Raw genomic sequence first — 24971 nt, 5'->3', positions numbered from 1 at the left:
CTGTGGACAAGCCAGTGAAGAATCAACCGTTGTGGGTAATGTGCCTTACTTCGCGAGTGGGTGAGGCAAGTGCGTCCAATGTCCTTGATTGCACCTCGCGTTCCGCCGCTGCCGCGACGAAGGCGGACACGTTCTCCGACCCAACCAGGCGTTGTACGGACCGAATTGTTTCCGAAGGCAGATCCACCTGGTACGTCGCGGATGGCGAGGACTCCGAGGTGAGCGGCCTGTCCGCGCCGAGGTGGTGTTGCAGATGCCGGGTGGCGAACATCCGCATCGCACGCGCCAGTTCGGCGTCCACCGTCTGCTGGGCGAGCGGGCGCAGCTTGCGCACCATCGTGGCCGCTTCCGCCGCGTCCGAGTCCGTCGGCGGGCGATGGCCGAGATACCGCGCGAAGACGTGCTCGGTGGTGAACTCCAGGAACCGCGAGGCGATGTGCTCGACCTGGTCGCGAAGTTCCCTCAGATGACCGGAGATTGCGCTGAGAGGTACGCCGGCGGCGTGCAACTCGACCGCTACAGCCAGCTCTTGCGGGCTCGGGACCAGGAACTCGTCATTCCGCCCCGGGATGCGTTCGAGCACGCCGAGGTCCACCGCCTCGGCGACCGCCTCGTCGTCCGGACTGCCGCCGAACCTGCTGTTCAGCTCGGCCCGGCTGATCCGGTCGGCCTGCTCGTCCGTCCAGGGGCCGTGCACCTCGGCGACGAGCCCGAGCACCCCGCCCAGGCCGCGGCCGGTGTCCCAGGCCTCCAGGAGTTCCTTGATGCTGGCCAGGGTGTAGCCGCGATCCAGCAGATCGGCGATCTGCCGGAGCCGCGAGAGGTGGGTGTCGCGGTAGACGTTGGCCCGGCCGCTTCGTTCCGGCGTCGGCAGCAGGCCGCGGTCCTGGTAGGCGCGGATCGTTCGGACCGTGGCGCCGCTCGCATGCGCCAGGTCCTCGATCCGGTACCCGGCGGCGGTCCGGCCGGCCGCCGCCGACTGCCCGCGGCCGTTCACAGCGGCGGCTTCAGCCGGGCGATCCCGCGCAGCGCACCGGGGCTGAACCGGGACAGGAACCTGGCGCCGCGAGCCTCCGGCGTCACCGGCACGACGGCCTGGTTGTGCACCACCGCCTTGAGGATCGCTTCGGCCACCTTCTCCGGCGGGTAGTTGCGGAGCCCGTACAAGCGGCTGGTCCGCTTCCGCAGCCGCTTCTCCTCCTCGGCGTCGGCACCGGCGAAGTGCGTCGTCGCGGTGATGTTCGTGTTGACGATGCCGGGGCAGATCGCGCTGACCCCGATCGACCGGTCGGCGAGCTCGGCCCGCAGGCACTCGCTGAGCATCAGCACGGCTGCCTTGGAGGTGCTGTACGCGGGCAGCGCCCGGGAGGGCTGATAGGCGGCGGCGGAAGCCGTGTTGACGATATGGCCGCCCTGTCCGCGCTCGGCCATCTGCCTGCCGAAGATCCGGCAGCCGTGGATGACACCCCACAGATTGACGTCGAGGACGTTCTTCCAGTCCTCGCTCGTCGTCTCCAGGAAGGAGCCGGACAGGCCGATCCCGGCGTTGTTGACCAGGACGTCGACGATGCCGTACTCGCAGGCGACCTTCTCGGCGAGCTTCTCCATCGCCTGTTCGTCGCTGACGTCGACCGCTTCGCCCCAGGCGGCCGGGGAGCCGATCAGCCGGGCCATCTCCGCCGTCCTGGCCGCCCCCTCCGCGTCCCGGTCCACGGCCACCACTCGGGCACCCGCCTCGGCGAAGGCGAAAGCGGTGGCCCGGCCGATGCCCCCGGCCGCGCCCGTCACGAGGACCAGTTGTCCGCCGAACCGGTCCGCGTACGCCCCGGTCGGCGCGGTGTTCTGCACCGGTCGGCCGTCCGCCCGCGCCGACTCGTTGGCGGCGACGAACTCGCTGATCCAGGAGGCGAGCTGGTCCGGTCTGGTGCGCGGAACCCAGTGCTTTGCCGGCAGGGAGCGGCGTACCAACTGTGGGGCCCACAGCTCCAGTTGGTCGTACAGCTTCTCCGACAGGAAGATGTCGCCGGTCGGTGTGATCAGCTGGACCGGTACATGCGCATAGGCGTCGGTACGCGGTCGGCGCAGCCGGGTTCGGACGTTGTCGCGGTAGAGCCAGGCGCCGTGCGCCGCATCGCTGGGCAGCGAGGACGTCGGATAGTCGCCCGCGGGCACCTTCTCCAGCCGCTGGAGGATCCGCGGCCACTGCCTGCCGAGGGGGCCGCGCCAGGCGAGCTCGGGCAGGACCGGCGTATGCAGCATGTAGACGTACCAGGACTTGGCGCCCTGTCCCAGCAGCTGGCCGACGCGGCGCGGGGTGGGCCGGGTCATCCGCTGCTTGATCCAGTGGCCGAAGTGGTCCAGGGAGGGCCCGGACATCGAGGTGAACGAGGCGATCCGGCCCTCGGTCCGCTTGACCGTGGCGAACTCCCAGGACTGGACCGACCCCCAGTCGTGCCCTACCAGATGCACCGGCCGGTCCGGACTCACCGCATCTACGACGGCCAGGAAGTCATCGGTGAGCTTCTCCAGGGTGAAGCCGCCGCGCAGCGGCGTCGGTGCTGTGGACCGGCCGTGCCCGCGTACGTCGTACAGCACGACGTGCCACTGATCGGCCAGCTGCCTCGCCACGTCCGTCCAGACTTCCTTACTGTCCGGGTAGCCGTGGACGAGGACGATCGTCGGCCGTGACTCGTCACCCAACTCGGCGACGCACAGCTCGATTCCGCCCGTACGAACCCGGCGCTCGCGCGCCCCCGGCAGACTCATGCCGCCACCCTCTCCTCGGCCCAGCGCCGCACATGCGGCAGATCGTCGTCCAGCCAGAAGGCGCTCTGTTCGGGGTCCTTGGAGTCGGTGACCACCAGGATCTCCTCGAACTTGGCGCCCGTACCCCGGAATCCGAGGTGGGGTTCGACCGCCCACAGCCCGGGCTGCGGCGGATGGTCGGAGAAGCGGTACGGACTCCACAGCGGCGACCAGCCGTCCCGGTGTCCGTGCAGTGCGTCGCTCACCAGTCCCTTGAGTGACTGGGTGCCGAAGCCGAACACATGCGGGGACCAGCGGCGCTCGGTGACGCTGCCGACCTTGTGCGCGATGACGCCGAAGGGGTACGCGCGATGTCTGTTGGCGTACCCCTGCTTGATCATCAGACGTTCGACGTCCTCGTAGATCTCGCGCAGCGGACGCCGCTCCCGCACCTCGCGCAGAATCAGCTCGCGGTGGACTTCCAGATCGGCCAGGAGCTTGTCGTGCAGCGGGCTGAGCCCGAGGCAGCCGGAGTAGCCGATGTCCGCCGTGAAGCCCTTGGACACCGGGGCCATGTCGAGGATGAACGGCATCCCCGGCTCCAGCTTCCGATGGGTCGGGAAGAACTGCAGGGGCACCTTGAAGCCGGCGAAGGCCGTGCGGTCCCCGAACCAGGCGAAGGGTAGGTGGAACCAGTCCCGCACCCCGCGCTCGCGCAGCCAGTCGTGCTGCATCCGGGCCGCCTCGCGCTCGGTCACCCCCGGCCGGAGCCGGGCGGCGACCTCCTCTGCGCAGTCGTACGCGAGACGCTGCACCTCTCTGAACCCCCGCAGCTCCGGGGCCTGTTCGTCCTTCACTGCCGAGGTCATGCCACCGCCCGTTCCCTGCCGTGTGCGGTACGTGTCCGTAACGTGACACTGATGAATGTGACAATGTCCGGCGACTACGTCAAGGGGTGTGCGGAGACCTGTGGACAACTCCCGGCCCCGCCCCGACTCCGGCCCCGCCCCCGCCCCGCCCCCGACTCCGGCCTCTGCCCCCGACTCCGGAACTCCTCCCTTGTGGTGGCCCCCTACGGGTCCGTACGCCTGGAGTCTGATGCGGATCCAGCCGCCTGGGCTGACGTCCGCTGTGGCCCACGCCACTATCTTCGAAGACGTGACTGTGATCGCGACCGAAAGCCTGAGCAAGCGGTTCCCCCGGGTAACCGCGCTTGACCGGCTCTCCTTGGACATCGGGCCCGGTGTAACCGGCCTGGTGGGTTCCAACGGGGCCGGCAAGTCCACATTGATCAAGATCCTGCTGGGTCTGTCCCCCGCGACCGAAGGCCGGGCCGCGGTGCTTGGGCTCGACGTCGCCACCAGTGGCGCCGCCATCCGGGAACGGGTCGGCTACATGCCCGAGCACGACTGCCTGCCACCGGACGTCTCGGCCACCGAGTTCGTCGTCCACATGGCGCGGATGTCCGGACTGCCACCGACGGCGGCGCGCGAGCGCACCGCCGACACACTGCGCCACGTCGGTCTGTACGAAGAGCGCTACCGCCCCATCGGCGGCTACTCGACCGGCATGAAGCAGCGCGTGAAACTGGCCCAGGCGCTGGTCCACGACCCGCAGCTGGTTCTGCTCGACGAGCCGACCAACGGCCTGGACCCGGTCGGCCGCGACGAGATGCTGGGGCTGATCCGCCGCGTATACACGGACTTCGGCATCTCGGTCCTGGTCACCTCGCACCTCCTGGGCGAGCTGGAACGCACCTGTGACCATGTCGTCGTCATCGACGGCGGCACACTGCTGCGCTCCAGTTCCACCAGCGACTTCACCCAGACCACCACGACCCTCGCGGTCGAGGTCACCGACAGCGACACCCACCCGGACGGCACCGACGCGCTGCGCCAGGCCCTCACCGGGGCCGGCGTCAAGCTCGTGGGCCACGACGGTCTCGACGGGCAGGGGCTGCCTGGTGCGGGCCACATCCTGCTGATCGAGGCAACCGGCGAGGAGACGTACGACATCGTGCGTGACAGCGTCGCCGGGCTCGGACTCGGTCTCGTACGGATGGAGCAGCGGCGTCACCACATTGCCGAGGTCTTCCGTACCGAAGGGGAACCGCAGGCCGCAGCCGTGGCACAGACCGCGCCCGCGGTCGTCGGGGCCGTACAGCAGAAGGGGAGCGGTCGGTGATGAGCACTGAGACCGGGGCCGTGAGCGGGAGCGAGACCTCCCGGATCCACAACATCGGGTACCGCTCCTACGACGGCGCGCGGCTGGGCCGCGGCTATGCGCGGCGCTCGCTCTACTCGCAGTCCCTGCGAGGTTCCTTCGGACTGGGGCGGTCCGCCAAGTCCAAGGTGCTGCCGATGCTGCTCTTCGGTGTGATGTGCATGATTGCGGCGATCATCGTCGCCGTCGCCATCGCCACCCCGGGGAGCACGGCCCTGCCGATCAAGTACACGGCGTACGCGATCTATCTGCAGGCCGTCATCGGCCTCTTCCTCGCCGCGCAAGCACCTCAGTCGGTCTCCCGGGACCTGCGTTTCAAGAGCGTGCCGCTGTATTTCTCACGGCCGATCGAGCGGGTCGACTATGTCGTCGCGAAGCTGGCGGCCATGGCGTCCGCGCTCTTCATCCTCACCGGGGCGCCGCTCGTCATCCTCTATGCGGGCGCGCTGCTCGGGAAGTTCGACTTCGTCGACCAGACCAAGGGGTTCGGACAGGGGATGGTGTCGGTGGCGCTGCTCTCCGTGCTCTTCGCCGGCCTGGGGCTGGTGATGGCCGCGCTGACACCGCGCCGCGGTTTCGGTGTCGCCGCGGTGATCGCCGTGCTGACCATCTCCTACGGCGCAGTCTCCACGGTCCAGGCCATCGCCTGGCAGACGGATTCCGCCGGGGCCATCGAGTGGCTGGGGCTCTTCTCCCCCATCACGCTGATCGACGGTGTGCAGACCGCGTTCCTCGGAGCCAATTCGGCCTTCCCCGGCGGGGAAGGCCCGGGGGCCGGAGCCGGCGTGGTCTATCTGATCGTTGTTCTCGCGCTCGTCGCCGGCTCGTACGCCGTACTGATGCGCCGCTACCGGAGGGTCGGGCTGTGACCACCATCGAGATCGACCACACCTCGCGCTGGTTCGGCAATGTGGTCGCCGTCAACGACGTGAGCATGACGGTGGGCCCGGGCGTCACCGGGCTGCTCGGCCCCAACGGCGCGGGGAAGTCCACGCTGATCAACATGATGGCCGGCTTCCTCGCCCCTTCGACGGGCACCGTCACGCTCGACGGCCAGACGATCTGGCGCAACGAAGCGGTGTACAAGGAGATCGGGATCGTGCCCGAGCGGGAAGGGATGTACGACTTCCTGACCGGCCGCGAATTCGTCGTCGCCAATGCCGAGTTGCAGGGGCTGGGTGACGCGGAGGCGCAGAAGGCGCTGGCCACGGTCGAGATGGAGTACGCGCAGGACCGCAAGATCTCGACGTACAGCAAGGGCATGCGCCAGCGCGTCAAGATGGCGTCCGCCCTGGTCCACGAACCGTCGGTACTTCTGCTCGACGAGCCGTTCAACGGGATGGACCCGCGCCAGCGGATGCAGCTGATGGAGCTGCTGCGACGCATGGGGGCCGAGGGCCGTACGGTGCTCTTCTCCTCCCACATCCTCGAAGAGGTCGAACAACTCGCCTCGCACATCGAGGTGATCGTGGCGGGACGGCATGCGGCGTCCGGTGACTTCCGGAAGATCCGCCGGCTGATGACGGACCGCCCGCATCGCTATCTCGTACGTTCCAGCGACGACCGCGCGCTCGCCGCCGCGCTCATCGCCGACCCGTCGACGGCCGGTATCGAGGTGGACCTGGGCGAACAGGCCCTGCGTATCCAGGCGGTCGACTTCGGACGCTTCACCGAGCTGCTGCCGAAGGTCGCACGGGAACACGGAATTCGCCTTCTGACCGTTTCGCCGTCCGACGAGTCCCTCGAATCGGTCTTTTCCTATCTCGTAGCGGCCTGAGTAGTGGCCTGAAAGGAGCTGTGAAGCGTCATGTACGACCCCACAGTCGCCCGGCTCACCTACCGGGCCCTGCTCGGCCGGCGCCGGGCCGCCATCCTCTTCGTCCTGCCGGCCCTGCTGGTGATCATCGCCGTCGCGGTACGGACGTTCGCCGGAGCCGATGACCAGGTCGCCTCGGATGTGCTGGGCGGCTTCGCCATCGCCACGATGGTGCCGCTGATCGGCGTGATCGCCGGAACCGGAGCCATCGGTCCCGAGATCGACGACGGATCGATCGTCTATCTGCTGGCCAAGCCGGTGAAGCGGCCGACGATCATCTTCACCAAGCTGATCGTGGCCATCGCCGTCACGATGGTCTTCTCCGCGCTGCCCACGCTGATCGCGGGACTGATCCTCAACGGCAACGGCCAGCAGATCGCGGTGGCGTACACCATCGCCGCACTGGTCGCCTCGATCGCGTACAGCTCGCTGTTCCTGCTGCTGGGCACCGTCAGCAGGCACGCGGTCGTCTTCGGCCTCGTCTACGCCCTGGTGTGGGAGGCGCTGTTCGGCTCCCTGGTGCCGGGGGCGCGCACGCTCAGCGTGCAGCAGTGGTCCCTCGCGGTCGCCGAGAAGGTCGGCGGGGCAGGCACGATCACCTCCGACGTCGGGCTGCCGGTCGCGACCGTCCTGCTGGCGGCGGTCACGGTCGTGGCGACCTGGTACGCGGGGCAGAAGCTGCGTGCGCTGAAGCTGGCCGGGGAAGAGTGACCGGGGAGAAGTGACCGGGGGTTCCCCTCCGGACACTTCCTTCCGGACACCTCCCCCTGTGTTCTGTTCCGGTCACTGCCGCCCTCGTCAACCCTCGCCTTCAGGGCGGGGGTTGACGCATTTCGGACAGTAGTACGCGTAACTGTACGGTTATCGGTTCGTTGAGCAGGGTGCGTGGAGGCAACTGGAATCCGTGGCGTCGTAGCTTTCGTGAAACAGGGATTGCCGATGCCGGCGAGAGGGTGCCCCGCCGGGTCGGTCATCGAGTGAGTGGCAACCGTGAGCGTCCTCCGCCCCTCAGGCCCGGGACAGGGCTGTGCAACGTCGGTTTCACGATCGGAAGGCATGCCCATGCCCACGGAAGTAGCCCTGCTCGAATCGCGTGCGCTGCGCGTCGAGCAGATGGGGCGCGTCGATGTCCTCGACAAGGTCAAGAGCCTTGTCATGCTCCCGGACGGAATTCACCTTCGCACAGAGGACGTGGCTCGTTACTTCGAAGTATCCACAACTGCTGTCAGGAGGCTCACCGACCGCCATCAGGACGAGCTCGTGGAAAACGGGATGCGCGTGCTCCGAGGCGCTGAGCTGCGCTCCTTCCATAGCGACATGGTGTCGCTATGGGCGGGCCAGGCGCCGGAAAGTTATCCACAGGCGGCGACCCAGCTTCGGCTCTACACCCGCAGGACCGTGCTCAACGTTGCGATGCTTCTTCGCGACAGCGACATCGCCCGATGCGTCCGCACGTATCTGCTCGACGCCGAGCAGGACCTGCGCGCGGGCTACGCCTCGCTCGAACACCGCGTCACCCGGGTCGAGAGCTGCCTCGCCGGGGTGGGCAGCGCACTTCAGGAGCTCGGGCCCGTCCTCAACCGGATGTCGCTCCGGCTCGACAGCCTCGACCGGAGGCTGGACGTCACACATCAGGTCGTCGGCGCCATGAGCGTGCGGCTGGGGCACGTGTCCGAGGACCTCGTCCGTATCGACGGCAGGATGGATGATCTCGCCCGCCACCTGAAGGATCTGAGCCGCCGCAGCAACAAGCAGCGGTGACCCGACGGGTGTTCGCGGTCCTTCGGTGCTGCCCGGAAAATGGGTGGCACCGAAGGACCGCGCCGGGCACAGTAGTTGGTGCAGCACAGGCCGAAGTCGGTGCAGAACGCCCCGACAGGATCGTCCACGAGCCGACATGCACTCCACAGACCGGGAGAGGAGCGCGACGATGACCGAGAGTCCGAGTCCGTCGAGTTCCCAGCAGGGCGGGCCCGAGCCGGCACCGGAGTAGTCACCGACGACTCCGCCGTGCCGATCGGAGCAGGACGCCCGGGGCGGCTTTCTCTGCGCATCGCGCGGCCGCCCTCCCGGAGGATTGGCCGAGTGGTAAGGCAGCGGCTTGCTAAGCCGTCGTCGGGGCGGTGAACCCCGCGCGCGTTCGATCCGCGCATCCTCCGCAGCAGCGCCGTCGAGTACGGGTACCGGTACGGGTACGGCCACTGGTGTGGGCAGCGGTGGGATCGGAGCAGCTGGTCCTGCCGCCCAGGCCGTACTCGAAACCCGTACGCGTACCCGTACGGCTACAGCAACTGCTCCAGCACCACAGCGATGCCGTCGTCCTCGTTGGAAGCGGTGATCTCCTGGGCAACGGCCTTCAGGTCCTCATGCGCGTTGGCCATCGCGACGCCCCGCTGCGCCCAGGCGAACATCGGGATGTCGTTCGGCATGTCTCCGAAAGCCAGGGTGTCCGCGGCCGTCACGCCCAGCCGACGCGCGGCCAGCGAGAGTCCGGTCGCCTTGCTCAGCCCCAGCGGCAGGATCTCCACCACGCCCGGACCGGCCATGACCACATCCACCAGGTTCCCGACAGCCGCTCGCGCGGCCTTCGCCAGTGCGTCGTCGTCGAGATCGGGATGCTGGATGTACACCTTGTTCAGGGGGGCCGACCACAACTCGGCCGGGTCCTCGGCGAAGACGGCCGGAAGGTGGCCTTCCTGTACGCGGTAGCCGGGGCCGACCAGCACATCGCCGTCGAGCCCGTCGCGGCTCGCCGCCAGTGCCAACGGGCCGACCTCGGCCTCGACCTTGGACAGCGCGAGACCGGCGAGCTGCCGGTCCAGCGTCAGCGAGGTCAGCAGCTTGCGTTCGCCCGCGTGGTAGACCTGCGCGCCCTGGCCGCAGACCGCGAGCCCCTCGTAGTGCAGGTCGTCCAGGATGTGCCGGGTCCACGGGACCGCGCGGCCGGTGACGATGATGTGTGCGGCACCGGCCGCGGTGACCGCGGCCAGCGCCGCACGGGTGCGCTCCGAGACCGTGTCGTCGTTACGCAGCAGCGTGCCGTCGAGATCGGTCGCGATGAGCTTGTACGGAAAGGTCACTTGGCGACCGGTTCCAGAACCTCGCGCCCGCCCAGGTACGGCCGGAGGACCTCCGGCACCCGCACCGATCCGTCGGCCAGCTGGTGGTTCTCCAGGATCGCCACGATCGTGCGCGGTACGGCGCAGAGCGTGCCGTTCAGCGTGGCCAGCGGCTGGAGAACCTTCTTGCCGTCGCGGGTTTCGCGCATCCGGACGGACAGGCGGCGTGCCTGGAAGCTGTCGCAGTTCGATGCTGACGTCAGCTCGCGGTACTTGCCCTGCGTCGGGATCCACGCCTCGCAGTCGAACTTCCGGGAGGCCGAGGCCCCCAGATCGCCGGTGGCGACGTCGATCACCTGGAAGGGCAGCTCAAGAGCGGTGAGCCACTGCTTCTCCCAGTCCAGGAGCCTGCGGTGCTCGGCCTCGGCGTCCGCCGGGTCGACGTACGAGAACATCTCGACCTTGTCGAACTGGTGGACGCGGAAGATGCCTCGGGTGTCCTTGCCGTACGTACCGGCCTCGCGGCGGAAGCACGGCGAGAAGCCCGCGTACCGCAGCGGCAGCTTGTCGGCCTCGATGATCTCGTCCATGTGGTAAGCGGCGAGCGGGACCTCGGAGGTGCCGACCAGGTAGTAGTCGTCCTTCTCCAGGTGGTACACGTTCTCCGCGGCCTGGCCGAGGAAGCCGGTGCCTTCCATGGCGCGCGGGCGGACCAGCGCCGGCGTCAGCATCGGGACGAATCCGGCCTCGGTGGCCTGCGCGATCGCCGCGTTGACGAGGGCGAGCTCCAGCAGCGCGCCGACACCCGTCAGGTAGTAGAAGCGCGAACCGGAGACCTTGGCGCCACGTTCCATGTCGATGGCGCCGAGCATCTCGCCGAGCTCCAGGTGGTCCTTGGGCTCGAAGCCCTCGGCACCGAAGTCACGGATCGTGCCATGCGTCTCCAGGACGACGAAGTCCTCCTCGCCGCCGATCGGCACGTCCTCGTGGACGATGTTGCCGAGCTGGAGCATCAGGCGCCTGGCCTCTGCGTCGGCCTCGTCCTGTGCCGAGTCGGCCGCCTTGACGTCGGCCTTCAGCTGTTCGGCCTTCTTCAGGAGCTCGGCGCGCTCCTCGGGCGAAGCCTTGGGGATGAGCTTGCCGAGCGCCTTCTGCTCGGAGCGGAGTTCGTCGAAGCGGACACCGGACGACCTGCGCCGCTCGTCGGCGGAGAGAAGGGCGTCGACGAGCGCGACGTCCTCTCCACGGGCGCGCTGGGAGGCGCGAACACGGTCGGGGTCCTCACGGAGCAGGCGAAGGTCAATCACCCCTCCAGGCTACCGGTGTGTGCTTCTCCAGCTCGAACCGATATTGCCAAGCGTGTCATTTTGCCCGAATTGCCTGAATTGGTAATGCTGGCGGGTATTGCGTTGGGCGGACTTGATCCTGATCGAGCGCGGCCGATCCCGACCGTTCTCGGCTGTCAATAAAAAAGAGTCTATTCCCCTAAAAGGGGCGGAAGGTGTCAGCTGCCTTGACGCATCTGCCGTGCCTGGAAGGGGAGTTGACGCTTACTTGTCCACAGGTATGGGCACTTCTTGAAGTTATCCACAGGCTGTGAAGAAGAGTTGTGGATGCCGGAGGAGATCGTTCCGAAAGTCGCTTCAGGACTCACGGATTACCCGTTCAAACCCACTTCAGACGCTCGTTCGGGTGGGAATTCTCCATCCTGAAGAGTTGATCAACGGAATTGGGGTGACACGGGGCGGCCTGCGTGGCCTGTCGGCCTGTGGATGCATCTGGGGCAACTGGGGTGATATGTCGACCATGCCGCATTGGTGCGCCGGCGAGTGTCGACTTGTCCCCAGGTCGAGAACCACCCCTGTGGATAACTCTGTGGATACCGAGAATCGGCAGAACGGATCGGCGGATTCGCAGATCGGCAGATAGTACTGGTGGCTGTGCGGACGCGCCGCGGTACTGGTGGTGCGTACGGGCGGTCCCGTACGGCCGGACCGTCAGCCCCGGCCGTCCAGATTGCGGGCCAGCCAGTCGGAGGCCTCGGTGAACTCCGCGTCCGACGTACCCGCCCGCAGCGGCCGTACGTCCTCGCGCGCCACCCCGGCCCGTGGGTACGACCCGAGGAACCGCACCTTCGGGCAGATCCGCTTCAGCCCCATCAACGCCTCGCCGACCCGGCGGTCCGCGATGTGCCCCTCGGCGTCCACCGCGAAGCAGTAGTTCCCGATTCCGGCCCCCGTCGGCCGCGACTGGATCAGCATCAGGTTCACCCCGCGCACCGCGAACTCCTGGAGCAGTTCGAGCAGCGCGCCGGGGTGGTCCTCGCCCAGCCAGATGACCACCGACGTCTTGTCCGCACCCGTCGGCGCCGCCGGCCGGGCCGGGCGACCCACCAGGACGAACCGGGTCTGCGCGTTCACCGCGTCATGGATCTCGGTCACCAGCGGTTCGAGACCGTAGGTCGCCGCAGCGAACTCACCGGCGAAGGCGGCGTCGTACCGCCCCTCCTGCACCAGCCGGGCGCCATCGGCGTTGGAGGCCGCGGACTCCCACACGGCGTCCGGGAGATGGGCGGCCATCCAGTTGCGCACCTGCGGCTGCGCGGCCGGGTGCGCGGTGACGGACTTGATGTCCGACAGCTTGGTACCGGGCCGCACCAGCAGCGCGAAGGTGATGGAGAGCAGCACCTCGCGGTAGATCATCAGCGGTTCGCCGGTGGTCAGCTCGTCGAGCGTCGCTGTGATGCCGCCTTCCACCGAGTTCTCGATCGGTACGAGCGCTGCCGCGGCCTCGCCGTTGCGCACCGCGTCCAGAGCCACCGGTACGGAGACCATAGGGACGAGTTCGCGGGTGGCGGCTTCCGGGAGCGTACGGAGGGCGACCTCGGTGAAGGTGCCTTCGGGGCCGAGATATGCGTAGCGCGTGGCGGACATACCGTCACCCTAATGCGCCCCGGCCGCTCAGGACTCCAGGAGCCGCTGCCCCACGTACTCGCCGTCCGCCGCACCGCCCGGCACCGCGAACAGGCCGCTGGCCTCGTGCCGGACGAACGGCGACAGGGCATCGCCCCGGTCCAGCTTGCGCTGCACCGGAACGAACCCCCGCAGCGGATCCGCCTGCCAGCAGATGAACAGCAGCCCCGCGTCCGGCGTGCCGTCCACCGCGATGCCGTCGTGGTACGAGAAGGGGCGCCGCAGCATGGCCGCGCCGCCGTTCTTCTCGGGGGAGGAGATCCGGGCGTGGGCGTTGTCCGGGATCAGGAGCTTGCCGTCGGGGCCGGCCTTGTCGAGGTCCATCGCGGTGGTCTCGGTGCCGCCGCTCAGCGGAGCGCCGTCCTTCTTGCGGCGTCCTATGACCTGTTCCTGCCGTTCCACCGGGAGCTTCTCCCAGTCGTCGAGCAGCATCCTGATCCGGCGTACGACGGCGTACGAGCCGCCGGCCAGCCAGTCGTACTTCTTGTCCGTCCCGTCCGGGACGAAGATGCGCCGGTCGAAGTCGCTCTCGGCGGGCTCGGGGTTGCCGGTGCCGTCGATCTGGCCCATCAGATTGCGGGCGGTCATCGGCCGCGCGGTGGCGCCGGGGCTGCGGTTGAAGCCGTTCATCTGCCAGCGGACCCTGGCGGCGGGGGCGGCCTCCTTCTGCACGGCACGCAGCGCGTGGAAGGCCACGAGGGCGTCGTCGGCGCCGATCTGTACCCAGAGGTCACCGTCGGAGCGCTTGGCGTCGACATGGTCGGAGGAGAACGGCGGCAGCGGGTCGAGCCCCGGTGGCCGGTGGCCGACCAGGCCCGTGCGTTCGAAGAAGGTGCGGCCGAATCCGAAGGTGACGGTCAGCGAGGACGGTCCGGCATCCAGCGCGATCCCGGTGTCATGGGCCGCGCCGTCCGCAGCGCCGCTGCCGGCGGGTTCGCCGGCCATCAGCCGCCCGGCCACGGCCGACCATCGGCGCATCAGGGCAGCCGCTTCCTTCCGTCCCGCGCCGGGCGCCAGATCGAAGGCGACGAGATGGCCGCGTGCCTGAAGCGGAGTGGTGATCCCCGGTTGATGTTTCCCGTGAAACATCACCTGGGTGGAGCCGACCGCGGTCAGCGCGGTCGGCTCGTCGGGCCTGGTCGCGGCATAGCCGGTCGCACCGCCCGCCACTCCCAGGACCAGCCCGGTCGCACCGGCCGCGCCGGCGCTGCCGAGCAGCCGCCGCCGGGAGATGACACCGCTGCCCGGGGCTCCGCCGTCCGTGCCGTCGGCGGAGGGCTTGCCGTTGCCGGTGGAGTCCCTGCTGTTCGCGGAGGACTTCGCTTTGCCTGCGGAGGTCTTCCTGCTGCCGTAGGAGGTTCTGCGGCTGTTTCCGCCTGCTCCGCTGATTCCGCTGATTCCGCTGTTTCCACTCACGATGCTGCTCAGCCGATCTTCACGTTCTTGTCGATGGTCGTCTGATCGATGTCCGACGTACGCACGGTCACCGCGACCCTCCAGTTGCCCGCCATCGGGATCTGGACGCCGCTCGCGGTCCAGTGGCCCTCGGCGAGCCGGACGGGGGTGACGGGAAGCGGGCCGATGTCCTTGGACTCCAGAGTGAAGGCGAGCTTCAGTTCGGGGACGTCCATGGCCTTGCCGTCGGTGCTGTCGACCCAGAGGTGGATCTCATTGGTGCCTGTACGGGCGGGGTCGATGTCCATCCGTACCGTTCCCTTGCCGTTCTTGCCGCCCGTATCGAAGGGCAGCGTCGAAGTGACCGGGCCTTCGGCTGCCGGGGCGGATGCCGCCGTCGAACTGCGGGCCGCTTCTTCCTCGGTACGTCCCGGCTCGGTCGAGGTCAGTACGGTCGTCACGGCCAACAGCGCCACGGCGACCCCGACTTCCGCCAGCACCGAGCGGCGCAGCCCGGACCGGTCGGGGTCGGCATCGCGGACCCGCTTCTTCTCGGCGGTGGCCACGGCGGCCCTCTGCCGGGCGAGTTGCGCCGCCCGCGCGGGGTCCTCGACGGCGGACGACGGCGTGGCCGGGGTCCGGGACTCCTCGACTGCGACTTCGGCCTCCGCTCCCACCGCGTCGGCTCCGTTCGTGACCATTCGTGCGGTCCAGCGGCGCGAAATCCAGGCGATCCCGATCAGGACGGCGACGAGCCCCACCTTCACGAGCAGCAGTTGCCCGTAGCCGGTGCCGGTCAGCGCGGACCAGGTGCCGACCTGGCGCCAGGACTGGTAGATCCCGGTGGCGGCGAGCACGAGCACGCTGCCGAACGCGACGCGGGAGAAGCGCCGTACGGCCGCCGCTCCGATGTCCGGCGTCCGGTACAGCGCGACGAGCAGGGCCGTCAGCCCGCCCAGCCAGGCGGCGACGGCCAGCAGGTGCAGCACGTCGACCGGCATGGCGATGCCGGGCTGGATCCCGGTCGAGGCGTGTTCGGCGAGCGCCCAGGTCCCGGCGATCCCGGCGGCGATCACGGTGCCGCCGATGGCCAGTCCGAAGGTGAGGTCCTTCTTCTCGCGCTCGTCCTCACGCTTCGCGTACGCCCCGAACAGCACGGCGATGAAGAGCGCGGAAGCGCCGAGCAGCAGCAGCCGGGATACGAGCGCCGCCCCGGGCTTGGTGTCGAGCACGGCCTTCAGGCCGTCGAGGTCGAAGGCGTCCGCCAGTTTCCCGGAACCGGTGTACGGGTTGCGCAGGAGCAGCATGGCCAGGGTGGCCACGGTGAGGGTCATCCAGCCGCGTACGACCAGGCGTTGCAGCGGGCGTGCGCCGGCCCCGCGCTGCCAGCAGGCCAGCACGAAGGCCGCGCCCCCGGCCAGCAGGATGAAACCGGCGTACGCGGCGTAGCGCGCGATGCCGTAGAGGGTGCCGACGAGGCCGCCCCCGGCCTCGTCCGTGGGGAGGGCGACGGTGGTCTTGGAGGGGGCTCCGATGGAGAAGGTGAAGGCGCCCGAGACGGGGTGGCTGTCCGCGGAGACGGCCTGCCAGGCGACGGTGTACGTGCCGTCGGGCAGTCCGCTGTGCAGCGAAACCCCGTACTTCACGGTGGAGCCGCTCTGCAGATCACGTGGTGCGGCGCCGGTGTCGGCGCGTTTGCCGTCGGGGTCCAGGACTCTGACGGAACTGTCGCTCATGGCGACCTGTTCGGAGAAGGTGAGCGTGACCTGCTTGGGCGCGGTGCCGACCACCGCCCCGTCCTGCGGATCGCTCCCGGTGAGTGCGGCATGCGCGGACGCGGGGCCCGCGCCCCCCAGCAGCAGGCCGAACACCATGCCGACAAGGGCGGCGAGGAGTGCGGCCGCGGCGAGCGGCCGGCGCAGTGCGGGAGCGGCCGGGGGCGGTCCGAAGTGCGGGGCGGTGGCGGCTGTCATGGCGAGTCAGTCCCTCACTGCTTCTTCGGGTTGTAGGTGGTCTCCTTCACGGGAAGGTCGACCTTTATCGGCTCGGCCTTCTCGAAGTGCAGCTCCACGGGCACGCTCTCGCCCCGCTTGGGCTGCTGCTTGAGCTTCATGAACATGATGTGGCTTCCACCGCGTTCCAGATCCAGCTCGCCGTCCGCGGGCACCTCGAAGGACGTCACCATGCGCATCGTCTGGTTCTTCGTCTCGTGGATCGTGATGTCGTCCGAGAGTGAGCTGGTGACCGAGGTGAGCCGGTCGGAGGTGCCGCCGCTGTTCCGTATGACGAGGAAACCGGCCGCCATGTCGCTGACGGGCTGCGGCATGAATGCGCCGGTCACCTTCAGTTCGGGCTTGCTGTCCGAGGACGAGCACCCCGCCAGCGTCAGCCCGGTGGCGAGGGCGACGGCGCCGGCGAGGGTGGTGCGGCGGTTCACGGGTTCTCCCCCTTGACGATCTTGGGGAGGTCCTTCGTGTAGTCGTCGGGCGAGGTGTCCTCGCTGTACACGAGGTAGCCCTTGTCGGTCTTCGGGGAGAACGCGATGACCTGGGACCCGTGCATCGAGACGATGGTGCCGTCCTTCTCCTTCTTCGGCGCGTCGATGCCGATGCCGATCTGGCGTGCGCCCGCCTGGATGGCCGGGAAGTCGCCGGTGAGGCCGATGAAGGAGGCGTCCTGGGACTTGAGCCAGCTGCTGAGCGAGGACGGGGTGTCCCGTTCGGGGTCGGTGGTCACGAAGACGACCTGGAGCTTTTCCTGGTCGGCCTTGGGAAGCGACTTCTTGGCGATGGCGATGTTGCTCATGATGAGCGGGCAGACGTCGGGGCAGTTGGTGTAGCCGAAGTAGATCAGCGTCGGCTTGCCCTTGGTCTGCTCGCGGAGGTCGTACTTCTTGCCGTGGGTGTCGGTGAGGACGAGGTCGGGCTTGGTGAACGGCTGGTCGAGTACCGTCGCGGCCTTGGTCTTGGGCTGGACGGACACATCGGCGATGGGCTTCTTCGCGCCGCTGTCGTCGCTGCTGCCGCAGGCGGACAGGGTGAGTGCGGCCGCGGCGACGAACGCCGCGGCCAGCACAGTTTTCTTACGCATGGAGCACTGATTCCTGATGGGTCGGTGGGGCTGTGGGGCTGCGTGGGACTGGTGGGGCTGTGATCAGGCGGCGCGGCGTCGTCCTGCGAGGACGCCGAAGGCGACACCCGCGACGCCGATGACGATGCCGACGATGCCGAGGACGCGGGCCGTGGTGTCGCTGGAGGACGCGGCCGCCGCGGCCGTCGTCTGCTTGTCCGCGGTCTGCGCGGTGGCGTCGGCGCTCGCGCCGTGCTCGCCGGTGGTCGCCGCGGTCAGCTTGAGGACCGGCGCCGGGCTCTCGGGCTCCTCGGCCCCGTCCTTCTGCTCCTCGATCCAGCGGACGACTTCCTTGTTGTCGTACGTCTGGATGGCCTTGAACACCAACTGGTCGGCGTCCTCGGGGAGCTGGCCGATGGAGAGCGGGAACTGCTGGAAGTCGCCCGGGCGGATGCCGCGGTCGTTCTTGTCGCCCGTGGCGGTCCAGATGACCTTGGAGACGGCCTCACTGATCTTCTGGCCGTGCATGTCCAGCGGCTTGGCCAGCTTGCTCTTGGTGACCTGGACGTCCCAGCCGGGCACGGCCTGCGGCATGACGGAGGCCAGCGGGTGGTCGGTCGGGAAGTTGACTTCGACCTTGGTCGTCGAGGCGTTGTCGCGCTCGTTGGGGACCTTGAAGTTGACGGTGGCGTAGCCGCCCTTGGCGGCCTCACCCTGCGGCTGCACGCTGACGTGCGCGGAGGCCGTACCGGCGAGGATCAGCACGGTGGACGCGGCGACGCCGCCGGCGAGGGCGATGCGGGAAACGTTCATGACAGGGATTACTCCACGGAAGCACGAAGAAAAGGTGGTCCGGCACGCGGGTGCGCGACGGCATCGCGACACCTCTTCCCCATATGCGGCGTGCGTGCACGGCGTGTACGGCACCGACTTGTGCACCACCGGCTCATACGCGCCGGGTGGTCCGTGCGTCGAGCGGTGCGTGCGCCGAGTGGTGCGTGCGTCGGGCGGAGGGTGTCGCGTCAGGCTGCGAGTGCGTATGCGGGTGGCGGCCCGCGCCTGATCACCATGTGCTGCAACGGGTCCCCGGTGGCGGGGGACGGGGCGTCGGCCGCGGTACGGAGGATGCGCGGCCCGGTCGCCGGGCCCCCGGGAAGCCCGGCGCGCAGGGCGTTCACGAGCGCGAGCGCGGCGCGCAGCGCACGCAGCCGGGCCCCGGCCGCGACCTGTTGCGCGCCGTGTGCGGACAGCCGGGCCAGCCGGAACAGGGCGATCTCGCCGCGTCGTAGCAGCCAGCCGCTGGCCACGGCGGCCAGCAGGTGGCCGAGCAGCATGGGCAGGCTGGGCAGCAGACCGGCGAGGCCGGCCGGGTCCGAGACGGCTGCGGAGGCCATGTGCTGGTGGCCCCGGGCCGCCACCGACGCCGGGTCGATGCCCGCGGTGGTGACGATGCGGTGCGCTTCGGCGGCGTTCAACTGCGCCGGTCCCATGCCGCACACGAGGCTTGCCGCGAACCGGATCAGTGGGTCGTCGCCCGCCGCGGTGTCCGTCGGGGCGGGATGCGTCCCCACGCCGAAGAGGGTGTGCAGGGCGAGCTGTCCGCCGGCCAGCGCGGCGACGATGGACGGCAGCGAGCGCTCGCGTCCGGCGAGCGGTGCCACCACCGCGAAGACCCCCAGGAAGCCGGCGAGCAGGGTCCACCAGGGGACGGCCGCGGAGGAAGCCAGGGAGTGACCTGCCGCGGACAGCGCGATGCAGACCGCGGTGAACACCGCGGCCCTCAGGAGCCGCAGACCGGCTCCGGCGCGTGCGACAGGCATAGACATGGCGGGGCCATCATCGCACCGCGCCCCGGGCCTCCGTACGGCAGGTCCGGAAGGTCACCTTCCAGCCGATTGGATGGGGCCGGGGCCGCTGTGGCCGGGTTCGGACACCGGGTGGGGGGATCGGCCGGGTTCGGCATACACGGGTGTACGGAGTGCTGGTATCCGCCGAATGAGCGGTCTCACATCCGGTCTGTGCTTACGAACGCCCCTGCGCGGCAATACGTATCGGTATGTCGAGCCGCAGCCAGGAGGCTGGAGCATGAGCATCTGGTGGTCCCTCCATTTGCGGCGCGAGGCTGCGAGCGTTCCGCTCGCCCGTCGTTTCCTGCTGGGCACGATGGAGACCGCAGGCGTGGATCCGGAGATCTCCTTCGACCTCTCGGTCGCGCTCACCGAGGCCTGTGCGAACGCCGTTGAGCACGGCGGCGACCACAGGGTCCAGGGCGAGCAGAGCGACGACCGGGATCCGTGGGACGTATGGGACGAGCTGCCCGGGACGGCCTCCGGGCAGTACCGGGTCACCGCCTATCTGGACGGCGAGAAGTGCCGTATCGAAGTCGTCGATTCGGGGCCGGGCTTCCCCGCCAGGCGCACGCTGCGCACGTCCGCGCAGCAGCGCGATCCCCTGCAGTACCCGTCGCTCGGCGCGGAGGACGGCCGGGGGCTCTGTCTGATCGAGCAGCTCGCCGACCATGTGCACTTCGGCAACCGTCCCGGCCGCGGAGCCGTGGTGAGCTTCGACAAGGTTCTGAAATGGCGGAAGGACGCCCTGCTCATGGTGTCCTGAGCGGGGCGTCCTTCGACGCGTGGAAGACCCGTGACCGGGCCTGCCGGGCAGGCCGGGCCTTTCGGATCAGCCCTTGAGCCGAGCCATCCACGCCTCGACCTCGTCGGCCCGGCGCGGCAGCTTGTCGGAGAGGTTCCGGTTGCCGTCCTCGGTGACGAGGATGTCGTCCTCGATCCGGGCGCCGATGCCCCGGTACTCCTCGGGCACGGTCAGGTCGTCGGCCTGGAAGTACAGACCGGGCTCGACCGTGAGACAGACGCCGGGCTCCAGCGTTCCGTTGACGTACGTCTCGGTGCGCGCGGCGGCGCAGTCGTGGACGTCCATGCCGAGCATGTGGCCGGTGCCGTGGAGCGTCCAGCGGCGCTGGAGGCCCAGCTCCAGGACCTTGTCCACGGACAGGTCGCCCAGCAGGCCCCACTCGACGAGCTTCTCGGCGAGTACGCGCTGCGCCGCGTCGTGGAAGTCGCGGTAGTCGGCACCGGGCTTGACGGCCGCGATGCCGGCTTCCTGGGCCTCGTACACGGCGTCGTAGATCTTCCGCTGCAGCGGCGTGAACGTGCCGTTGATCGGAAGGGTGCGCGTCACGTCGGCGGTGTAGAGGTCGTTGGTCTCCACACCGGCGTCGAGCAACAGCAGCTCGCCGGAGCGCACCGGGCCGTCGTTGCGCACCCAGTGCAGGGTGGTGGCGTGCGGGCCGGCCGCGCAGATCGAGCCGTAGCCGATGTCGTTGCCCTCGATGCGGGCGCGCAGGAAGAAGGTGCCCTCGATGTAGCGCTCGCTGGTGGCCTCGGCCTTGTCGAGGACCTTCACGACGTCCTCGAAGCCGCGTGCGGTGGCGTCGCAGGCCTTCTGCAGTTCGGCGATCTCGAAGGCGTCCTTGACCAGTCGGGCCTCGGAGAGGAAGACGCGCAGTTCCTTGTCGCGCTCGGCGGTGACCTTGTCGGTCAGCGCGGCCTCGATGCCGGCGTCGTGGCCGCGGACGTTACGGACCGGGCCGGTGGCCTCGGTCAGCGCGGACTGGAGCTCGCGCACGTCCTTCGCCGGGATGCCCAGCAGCTGCTCGGCCTCGGCGAGGGAGTGACGGCGGCCCACCCAGAGCTCGCCCTGGCCGTCGAGCCAGAACTCGCCGTTCTCGCGGTTGGAGCGCGGCAGCAGGTGGATGGTCGCCTCGTGCCCGTGCTCGGTCGGCTCCAGGACGAGGACGCCGTCCTGGGTCTGGTCGCCGGTGAGGTACGCGTACTCGGTGGAGGCACGGAAGGCGTACTCGGTGTCATTGGAGCGGGTCTTCAGGTGGCCCGCGGGGATGACCAGACGCTCACCGGGGAAACGCGCGGAGAGCGCGGCACGGCGGGCGGCGGTGTGCTCGGCCTGGGCGATCGGTTCGAGGCCGTGGAGTTCCGTATCGGCCCAACCGGACTTCATGTTCGCGGCGAGTTCATCGGAGACGACCGGGTACAGGCCGTTCTTCCGCTGCTTGACCGTCTCTTCTTCCTCGGTCTCCGGGGTTTCCGGGGTGAGCTCCTCAGCCACGACTTGTCTCTCCTTGATACGACACTGGACCCCGTCCATCGTACGGGCGTACGGAAGGGGGCACAGGGCCGGAAGACCTGTTACACGGAGTCCGGCCCGGGGCGGGCCGTACGAGTCGGCCGGGGCAGGCCGTAGAGCTCTCAGTCGAAGCGTGCGGCCAGAATGACCACGTCCTCCGCGCTGTCGTCCTGGTCGAGCACGTCGGGCAGGACGGTCCGCAGTACGTGGTCGGCGACGGATCCGGCGTCGTCCCGCAGCGCCTTCGGTACGCGCGCCGCCGCCGAGTGGAGCCGTGCGAACGCCCGGTCCATCGAGTCGCCGGTACGGCGCAGCAGCCCGTCGGTGTAGAGGAGTACGGTCTCGCCGGGCGCCGGGGTGATCTCCACACTGGGCGCCTCCCAGCAGGCAAGCATGCCCAGTGGCGCGGAGACCGAGGTCTCGATGAACTCGGTGCGCCGGTCGCCGATCACGAGGGGCGGGGTGTGGCCGGCGCCGGCCAGCAGGATCGTGCGACGGGCGGGTTCGCAGTAGGCGAACAGGGCGGTGGCGGAACGGGCGGGTTCGGTCAGCCGCAGCAGCAGCTCCAGATCAGAGAGCACGGCGACCGGATCCTCGCCCTCCATCACGGCGTACGCCCGCAGACCGGCGCGCAGCCGGCCCATGGCGGCCAGGGCGCTCGGCCCGGAGCCGTTCACCGAGCCCACGGCGAGACCGAGTGCGCCTTCCGGCAGTGCCAGCGCGTCGTACCAGTCGCCGCCGCCCTGCGGTGCCGTGCGATGGCGGGCGGCCAGCTGTACGCCGGGGACCCGGGGCAGCCGGGTGGGCAGCAGCTCCTCCGTGACGGTGGCGACATCGGCCCTGGCCCGCTCCAGCTCCAGCAGCCTGGCCAGATGCTCGCCCGCGTGTCCGGCGTAGAGGTCGAGGAGATGGCGTTGGCGTTCCAGCGGTTCGGCGGGTTCGTCGTACAACCAGACGGCGGCACCGAGCCTGCCGGTCGCTTCGGCGCTGAGCGGCAGGGCGTGGCTGGCGGCGTATCCGAGCCGGGCGGCGACCTCGCGGCGGCGGGGGTCGAGGCTGCTGTCGCCGAGCAGATCGGGGATGGTCAGGGCGCCTTCGGTGTCCGGGAGCCCTTCCAGGATCCGGCCGTAGGAGGTGGCGCTGCGCGGAACCGTCTCGATGTGTCCGAGCTCGGCGTGGGCGAGTCCGAGGCCGATGGTGCTGACGGGGCCGCGGCGGTCGGACGGTTCGAACACGACCAGTCCGCGACGGGCGCCGACCAGGGCGGCTCCGGCGTCCAGCAGCTCATGCAGGGCGTCGTCGAGTGTGCTGGTTCTGGCCAGTCGCTCGGTGAGTTCGTGGAGCGTGGTGAGATCGGAGATCCAGGCAGCGAGCCGGTCCTGGATGAAGGCTCCGGGGGCGGCCGGTACTCCGGACAGAGAACCGGCAGTGTGCGCTGAAACAGGAACCATGGGATCGATTCCAGCCACTTTCGGCAGGTGCGGGGCGCTCATGGCAGTCGGCTTTCCCGCCGGTGCGATTCGTCGAATAGCATCGCAAACCCCCATGTCATTCTGCGCCGCTATCAGTGCATCCACATGTACACGTAGCATCCACATGTACACGCACAAGTAAGGCGATGTCCAGCATTGTCCCTGCGGGATTTATGGTGTCCGGGCTACTGTCAAGTTGGCTGAAAAATGCACCCTGTGGCGGCTATTTGCGGTCGACTGGGTGTGCTCGACAAGGGGTGTTCTCGGGGTGAAGTCCCGGAGGGAGCGTCGTTTCGGGCATGCTGGGTACGTAATCGATGATGACCAGGGGCAGTTCTGATCGCCCCGGAACCCGGCAGCGGGCCCGGACGTCCTCTCTTGTGACGGCCGCGCCCCACCCCCGAGTGGCGGGGTCTGCACCGTGGGACGACAGGCGCGATACGTGCGCCGCTCCTCGCCATGATCGTGTCCGGACCCGTCTCGCCCCTGCTCGACCAGGCTCGGCCCATGCTCGGTACCGACGACCCACCCGTACCGCAGATTTGAAGAGCATGTACGCACAGTGAAGTGATGAACGCGTGTTGTGACGTACGCGTGGTGTGATGTGGACCCTCGGCGTTCAACGGAAAGGAACGAGCGCTCATGCGCGAGATCCTCGGTAGGCGACGCAGGCTCCGGCTCCGGCGCAGGGGAAGGCCCGCCCAGCTCGACGCGGTCCTGACCTGTGCCACCGCATGGCAGTGGCCCGTGCTCCCCGGAGTGGGACCGGAGGCGGCCGGTGGCCGCGGTGACCGCGGCCGTGGTTGCGCCTGTCCCGATCCCGAGTGCGTCGTACCCGGCGCACACCCCTTCGATCCCGGTCTCCTCGCGGCGACCACCGACGAGCGCATGGTGCGCTGGTGGTGGGCGAACCGCCCCACCGCTCCGATCGTGCTGGCCACCGGCGGCAGTGCCCCGTGCGCGCTGAGCCTGCCGGCCGTGGCCGCCGCCCGGGCGCTGGCCGAGCTGGACAGGATGGGCACGCGGCTCGGACCCGTGGTGGCGACGCCGACCCGGTGGTCGCTGCTGGTCGCCCCGTACACCCTCGAACGGCTCGGTGAGCTGCTGCACGCCCAGGACTGGGTGCCCAGCTCGCTGCGATTCCACGGCGAGGGCGGCTATCTCGTTCTTCCGCCGTCCGAGGTGGGGGCGGGGCAGGTGCGCTGGGAGCGGGCTCCCGCAGCGGGCCCCCGGCCGCGCTCGAACCGGGGAGCCTCCGTCCCCGTCCCCGGGCCCGCCGCGCCGTGGCTGCCGGATGTGGGTGCGGTGCTGGACGCGCTGGTCGAGGCGAGCAACGGAGCACCGGACGGCGGCAGCCGGCTCGCCTACTGACGGGCGGTCGGCTCACTCATTCGGGCGTGAGCCGACCCGAGTCGACGTAACAAAAGGGGCGTGCGGGGCCGGGGCGTTCATATTCCGTCGATATCCCCGTCAGGCCGTCAGGAATTCGGGCGGAACCGATACCTGTCGACAGTGGCGACAGGTATCCACGGGGTCTATGGGGGTCGACGGGTGTCTGCGGATGAGGCCGGGCGACTTTTCCGGATCCTCTCTCCGCCCCGGTTCTCTCCACCCTCGTTCTCTTGTCGGTCCATGCAAAGCCTGCCGCTGCAAAGTGGGTCGACGCAGGGTTTTCTGATGGATCTTCCGAATCTTCCTGGAAGGATTCTTCGAAAATTTATTCGACTAACTCTGCGGAAGGGTATTCGCTGAGCATTTCCGGGTGTCCGGCCGCCGTGGAGGCGGACGTGCCGTCAATCAGGGCCCTGGCGTGCCGAGTTGACGGCGGCACGCAGGTGCTGGGAAGCCGGGGCCGGTCGCGCAGGGAGGGGCTCGGTGGCCCGGGGCGTCCGTACCGGCGGGGGAGTCGTGCGCGGGCTCGTGTTCCGCGTCGTGCGCTGTGTGCGCCGTATCCGGAAATGAGGATGCCCGATCGCTGGCGACGGGGGATGCACCAGCGACCGGGCTTCTAGAACGGTAACAAGAGATCTGCCGTTCGCAAATTCGATCTCACGTATTC

21 protein-coding genes and 1 tRNA gene are annotated in these 24971 nt (G+C 69.1%); 8 read left to right on the top strand and 14 right to left on the bottom strand.

The genetic code is table 11. The features are described from left to right. Positions 1–22: 22 nt before the first annotated feature. From ACFVV1_RS04425 to ACFVV1_RS04415, 3 genes are read right to left on the bottom strand one after another with little or no spacing between them, the layout of a single operon-like run. Positions 23–997: a MerR family transcriptional regulator gene (locus tag ACFVV1_RS04425; protein WP_389984297.1), complete on the bottom strand. Its 975-nt coding sequence runs from the start codon at positions 995–997 to the stop codon at positions 23–25. Next, positions 994–2766 carry an SDR family oxidoreductase gene (locus ACFVV1_RS04420; RefSeq protein ID WP_389984294.1) on the bottom strand — a complete coding sequence of 591 codons (1773 nt, stop codon included), beginning with the start codon at positions 2764–2766 and terminating at the stop codon, positions 994–996. Before ACFVV1_RS04420 ends, ACFVV1_RS04425 begins: the two co-directional genes overlap by 4 nt. Next, positions 2763–3614 (bottom strand): M24 family metallopeptidase, encoded by an 852-nt coding sequence (locus ACFVV1_RS04415; protein WP_389984291.1) that lies wholly within the window; start codon positions 3612–3614, stop codon positions 2763–2765. Before ACFVV1_RS04415 ends, ACFVV1_RS04420 begins: the two co-directional genes overlap by 4 nt. Before the next feature lie 229 nt (positions 3615–3843). Between ACFVV1_RS04415 and ACFVV1_RS04410 the strand changes: the two genes are divergently transcribed. The 6 genes from ACFVV1_RS04410 to ACFVV1_RS04385 all read left to right on the top strand — a co-directional run bounded on the left by ACFVV1_RS04410 (position 3844) and on the right by ACFVV1_RS04385 (position 8943). Continuing rightward, the gene (locus ACFVV1_RS04410; RefSeq protein WP_389984288.1) at positions 3844–4929 is read left to right on the top strand and encodes an ABC transporter ATP-binding protein; all 1086 of its coding nucleotides are present in this window, start codon (positions 3844–3846) and stop codon (positions 4927–4929) included. Next, positions 4929–5837, top strand: a complete 909-nt coding sequence (locus tag ACFVV1_RS04405) for an ABC transporter permease (protein WP_389984285.1) — start codon at positions 4929–4931, stop codon at positions 5835–5837. The genes ACFVV1_RS04410 and ACFVV1_RS04405 overlap by 1 nt, the downstream gene beginning before the upstream one ends. Further along, the gene (locus tag ACFVV1_RS04400) at positions 5834–6745 is read left to right on the top strand and encodes an ABC transporter ATP-binding protein (protein WP_389984282.1); all 912 of its coding nucleotides are present in this window, start codon (positions 5834–5836) and stop codon (positions 6743–6745) included. The genes ACFVV1_RS04405 and ACFVV1_RS04400 overlap by 4 nt, the downstream gene beginning before the upstream one ends. A 30-nt stretch (positions 6746–6775) precedes the next feature. Further along, positions 6776–7495, top strand: coding sequence for an ABC transporter permease (locus ACFVV1_RS04395; protein WP_389984279.1), 720 nt, complete (start codon positions 6776–6778; stop codon positions 7493–7495). 351 nt (positions 7496–7846) lie between these two features. Continuing rightward, positions 7847–8545, top strand: coding sequence for a hypothetical protein (locus ACFVV1_RS04390; RefSeq protein ID WP_389985122.1), 699 nt, complete (start codon positions 7847–7849; stop codon positions 8543–8545). 310 nt (positions 8546–8855) lie between these two features. Next, positions 8856–8943: transfer RNA gene (locus ACFVV1_RS04385), tRNA-Ser, on the top strand. 123 nt (positions 8944–9066) lie between these two features. Here the strand turns inward: ACFVV1_RS04385 and ACFVV1_RS04380 are convergent. From ACFVV1_RS04380 to ACFVV1_RS04340, 9 genes are all read right to left on the bottom strand, one after another. Beyond that, complete coding sequence (locus tag ACFVV1_RS04380) at positions 9067–9864, bottom strand: HAD family hydrolase (RefSeq protein WP_389984276.1); 798 nt, start codon at positions 9862–9864, stop codon at positions 9067–9069. Further along, entirely contained in the window at positions 9861–11150 is a 1290-nt protein-coding gene (serS, locus tag ACFVV1_RS04375) for a serine--tRNA ligase (protein WP_389984274.1), read from the bottom strand. The genes ACFVV1_RS04380 and serS overlap by 4 nt, the downstream gene beginning before the upstream one ends. Before the next feature lie 690 nt (positions 11151–11840). Beyond that, positions 11841–12776 carry a prephenate dehydratase gene (gene pheA / locus ACFVV1_RS04370; protein WP_389984272.1) on the bottom strand — a complete coding sequence of 312 codons (936 nt, stop codon included), beginning with the start codon at positions 12774–12776 and terminating at the stop codon, positions 11841–11843. Positions 12777–12803: 27 nt separating this feature from the next. Beyond that, entirely contained in the window at positions 12804–14048 is a 1245-nt protein-coding gene (gene efeB, locus ACFVV1_RS04365; protein ID WP_389985119.1) for an iron uptake transporter deferrochelatase/peroxidase subunit, read from the bottom strand. Between the two features lie 191 nt (positions 14049–14239). Then, positions 14240–16183, bottom strand: a complete 1944-nt coding sequence (locus ACFVV1_RS04360; protein ID WP_389984270.1) for a copper resistance CopC/CopD family protein — start codon at positions 16181–16183, stop codon at positions 14240–14242. A gap of 14 nt (positions 16184–16197) precedes the next feature. Continuing rightward, the gene (locus ACFVV1_RS04355) at positions 16198–16647 is read right to left on the bottom strand and encodes a copper chaperone PCu(A)C (RefSeq protein WP_389984267.1); all 450 of its coding nucleotides are present in this window, start codon (positions 16645–16647) and stop codon (positions 16198–16200) included. After that, a complete protein-coding gene (locus ACFVV1_RS04350) occupies positions 16644–17300 on the bottom strand; it encodes an SCO family protein (protein WP_389984264.1) in 657 nt (218 codons plus the stop codon). The genes ACFVV1_RS04355 and ACFVV1_RS04350 overlap by 4 nt, the downstream gene beginning before the upstream one ends. A 63-nt stretch (positions 17301–17363) precedes the next feature. After that, positions 17364–18092 (bottom strand): YcnI family protein, encoded by a 729-nt coding sequence (locus ACFVV1_RS04345; RefSeq protein WP_389984261.1) that lies wholly within the window; start codon positions 18090–18092, stop codon positions 17364–17366. A gap of 209 nt (positions 18093–18301) precedes the next feature. Further along, positions 18302–19105 carry a hypothetical protein gene (locus tag ACFVV1_RS04340; protein ID WP_389984258.1) on the bottom strand — a complete coding sequence of 268 codons (804 nt, stop codon included), beginning with the start codon at positions 19103–19105 and terminating at the stop codon, positions 18302–18304. Between the two features lie 259 nt (positions 19106–19364). Between ACFVV1_RS04340 and ACFVV1_RS04335 the strand changes: the two genes are divergently transcribed. Then, entirely contained in the window at positions 19365–19892 is a 528-nt protein-coding gene (locus ACFVV1_RS04335; protein WP_389984255.1) for an ATP-binding protein, read from the top strand. Positions 19893–19958: 66 nt separating this feature from the next. On the opposite strand, the gene ACFVV1_RS04330 is transcribed toward ACFVV1_RS04335, so the two are convergent. Both ACFVV1_RS04330 and ACFVV1_RS04325 read right to left on the bottom strand, forming a co-directional pair. Next, positions 19959–21422, bottom strand: a complete 1464-nt coding sequence (locus tag ACFVV1_RS04330) for an aminopeptidase P family protein (RefSeq protein WP_389984252.1) — start codon at positions 21420–21422, stop codon at positions 19959–19961. A gap of 140 nt (positions 21423–21562) precedes the next feature. Next, positions 21563–22891: a PP2C family protein-serine/threonine phosphatase gene (locus ACFVV1_RS04325; RefSeq protein WP_389984249.1), complete on the bottom strand. Its 1329-nt coding sequence runs from the start codon at positions 22889–22891 to the stop codon at positions 21563–21565. Positions 22892–23554: 663 nt separating this feature from the next. Between ACFVV1_RS04325 and ACFVV1_RS04320 the strand changes: the two genes are divergently transcribed. Beyond that, complete coding sequence (locus ACFVV1_RS04320; protein ID WP_389984246.1) at positions 23555–24283, top strand: bifunctional DNA primase/polymerase; 729 nt, start codon at positions 23555–23557, stop codon at positions 24281–24283. Positions 24284–24971 lie beyond the last annotated feature (688 nt).

It is taken from the genome of Streptomyces sp. NPDC058092 (assembly GCF_042884935.1).
GTDB lineage: Bacteria > Actinomycetota > Actinomycetes > Streptomycetales > Streptomycetaceae > Streptomyces.
This window is presented reverse-complemented; position numbering and strand designations above follow the sequence as displayed.

What these genes read in the sequence shown, in the direction of transcription:
- ACFVV1_RS04420 (WP_389984294.1), bottom strand. Translation starts at nt 2,766, where the DNA reads ATGAGTCTGCCGGGGGCGCGCGAGCGCCGGGTTCGTACGGGCGGAATC.
- ACFVV1_RS04415 (WP_389984291.1), bottom strand. Translation starts at nt 3,614, where the DNA reads ATGACCTCGGCAGTGAAGGACGAACAGGCCCCGGAGCTGCGGGGGTTC.
- ACFVV1_RS04410 (WP_389984288.1), top strand. Translation starts at nt 3,844, where the DNA reads ATGCGGATCCAGCCGCCTGGGCTGACGTCCGCTGTGGCCCACGCCACT.
- ACFVV1_RS04405 (WP_389984285.1), top strand. Translation starts at nt 4,929, where the DNA reads ATGAGCACTGAGACCGGGGCCGTGAGCGGGAGCGAGACCTCCCGGATC.
- ACFVV1_RS04395 (WP_389984279.1), top strand. Translation starts at nt 6,776, where the DNA reads ATGTACGACCCCACAGTCGCCCGGCTCACCTACCGGGCCCTGCTCGGC.
- ACFVV1_RS04390 (WP_389985122.1), top strand. Translation starts at nt 7,847, where the DNA reads ATGCCCACGGAAGTAGCCCTGCTCGAATCGCGTGCGCTGCGCGTCGAG.
- pheA (WP_389984272.1), bottom strand. Translation starts at nt 12,776, where the DNA reads ATGTCCGCCACGCGCTACGCATATCTCGGCCCCGAAGGCACCTTCACC.
- ACFVV1_RS04360 (WP_389984270.1), bottom strand. Translation starts at nt 16,183, where the DNA reads ATGACAGCCGCCACCGCCCCGCACTTCGGACCGCCCCCGGCCGCTCCC.
- ACFVV1_RS04350 (WP_389984264.1), bottom strand. Translation starts at nt 17,300, where the DNA reads ATGCGTAAGAAAACTGTGCTGGCCGCGGCGTTCGTCGCCGCGGCCGCA.
- ACFVV1_RS04345 (WP_389984261.1), bottom strand. Translation starts at nt 18,092, where the DNA reads ATGAACGTTTCCCGCATCGCCCTCGCCGGCGGCGTCGCCGCGTCCACC.
- ACFVV1_RS04340 (WP_389984258.1), bottom strand. Translation starts at nt 19,105, where the DNA reads ATGTCTATGCCTGTCGCACGCGCCGGAGCCGGTCTGCGGCTCCTGAGG.
- ACFVV1_RS04335 (WP_389984255.1), top strand. Translation starts at nt 19,365, where the DNA reads ATGAGCATCTGGTGGTCCCTCCATTTGCGGCGCGAGGCTGCGAGCGTT.
- ACFVV1_RS04325 (WP_389984249.1), bottom strand. Translation starts at nt 22,891, where the DNA reads ATGGTTCCTGTTTCAGCGCACACTGCCGGTTCTCTGTCCGGAGTACCG.
- ACFVV1_RS04320 (WP_389984246.1), top strand. Translation starts at nt 23,555, where the DNA reads ATGCGCGAGATCCTCGGTAGGCGACGCAGGCTCCGGCTCCGGCGCAGG.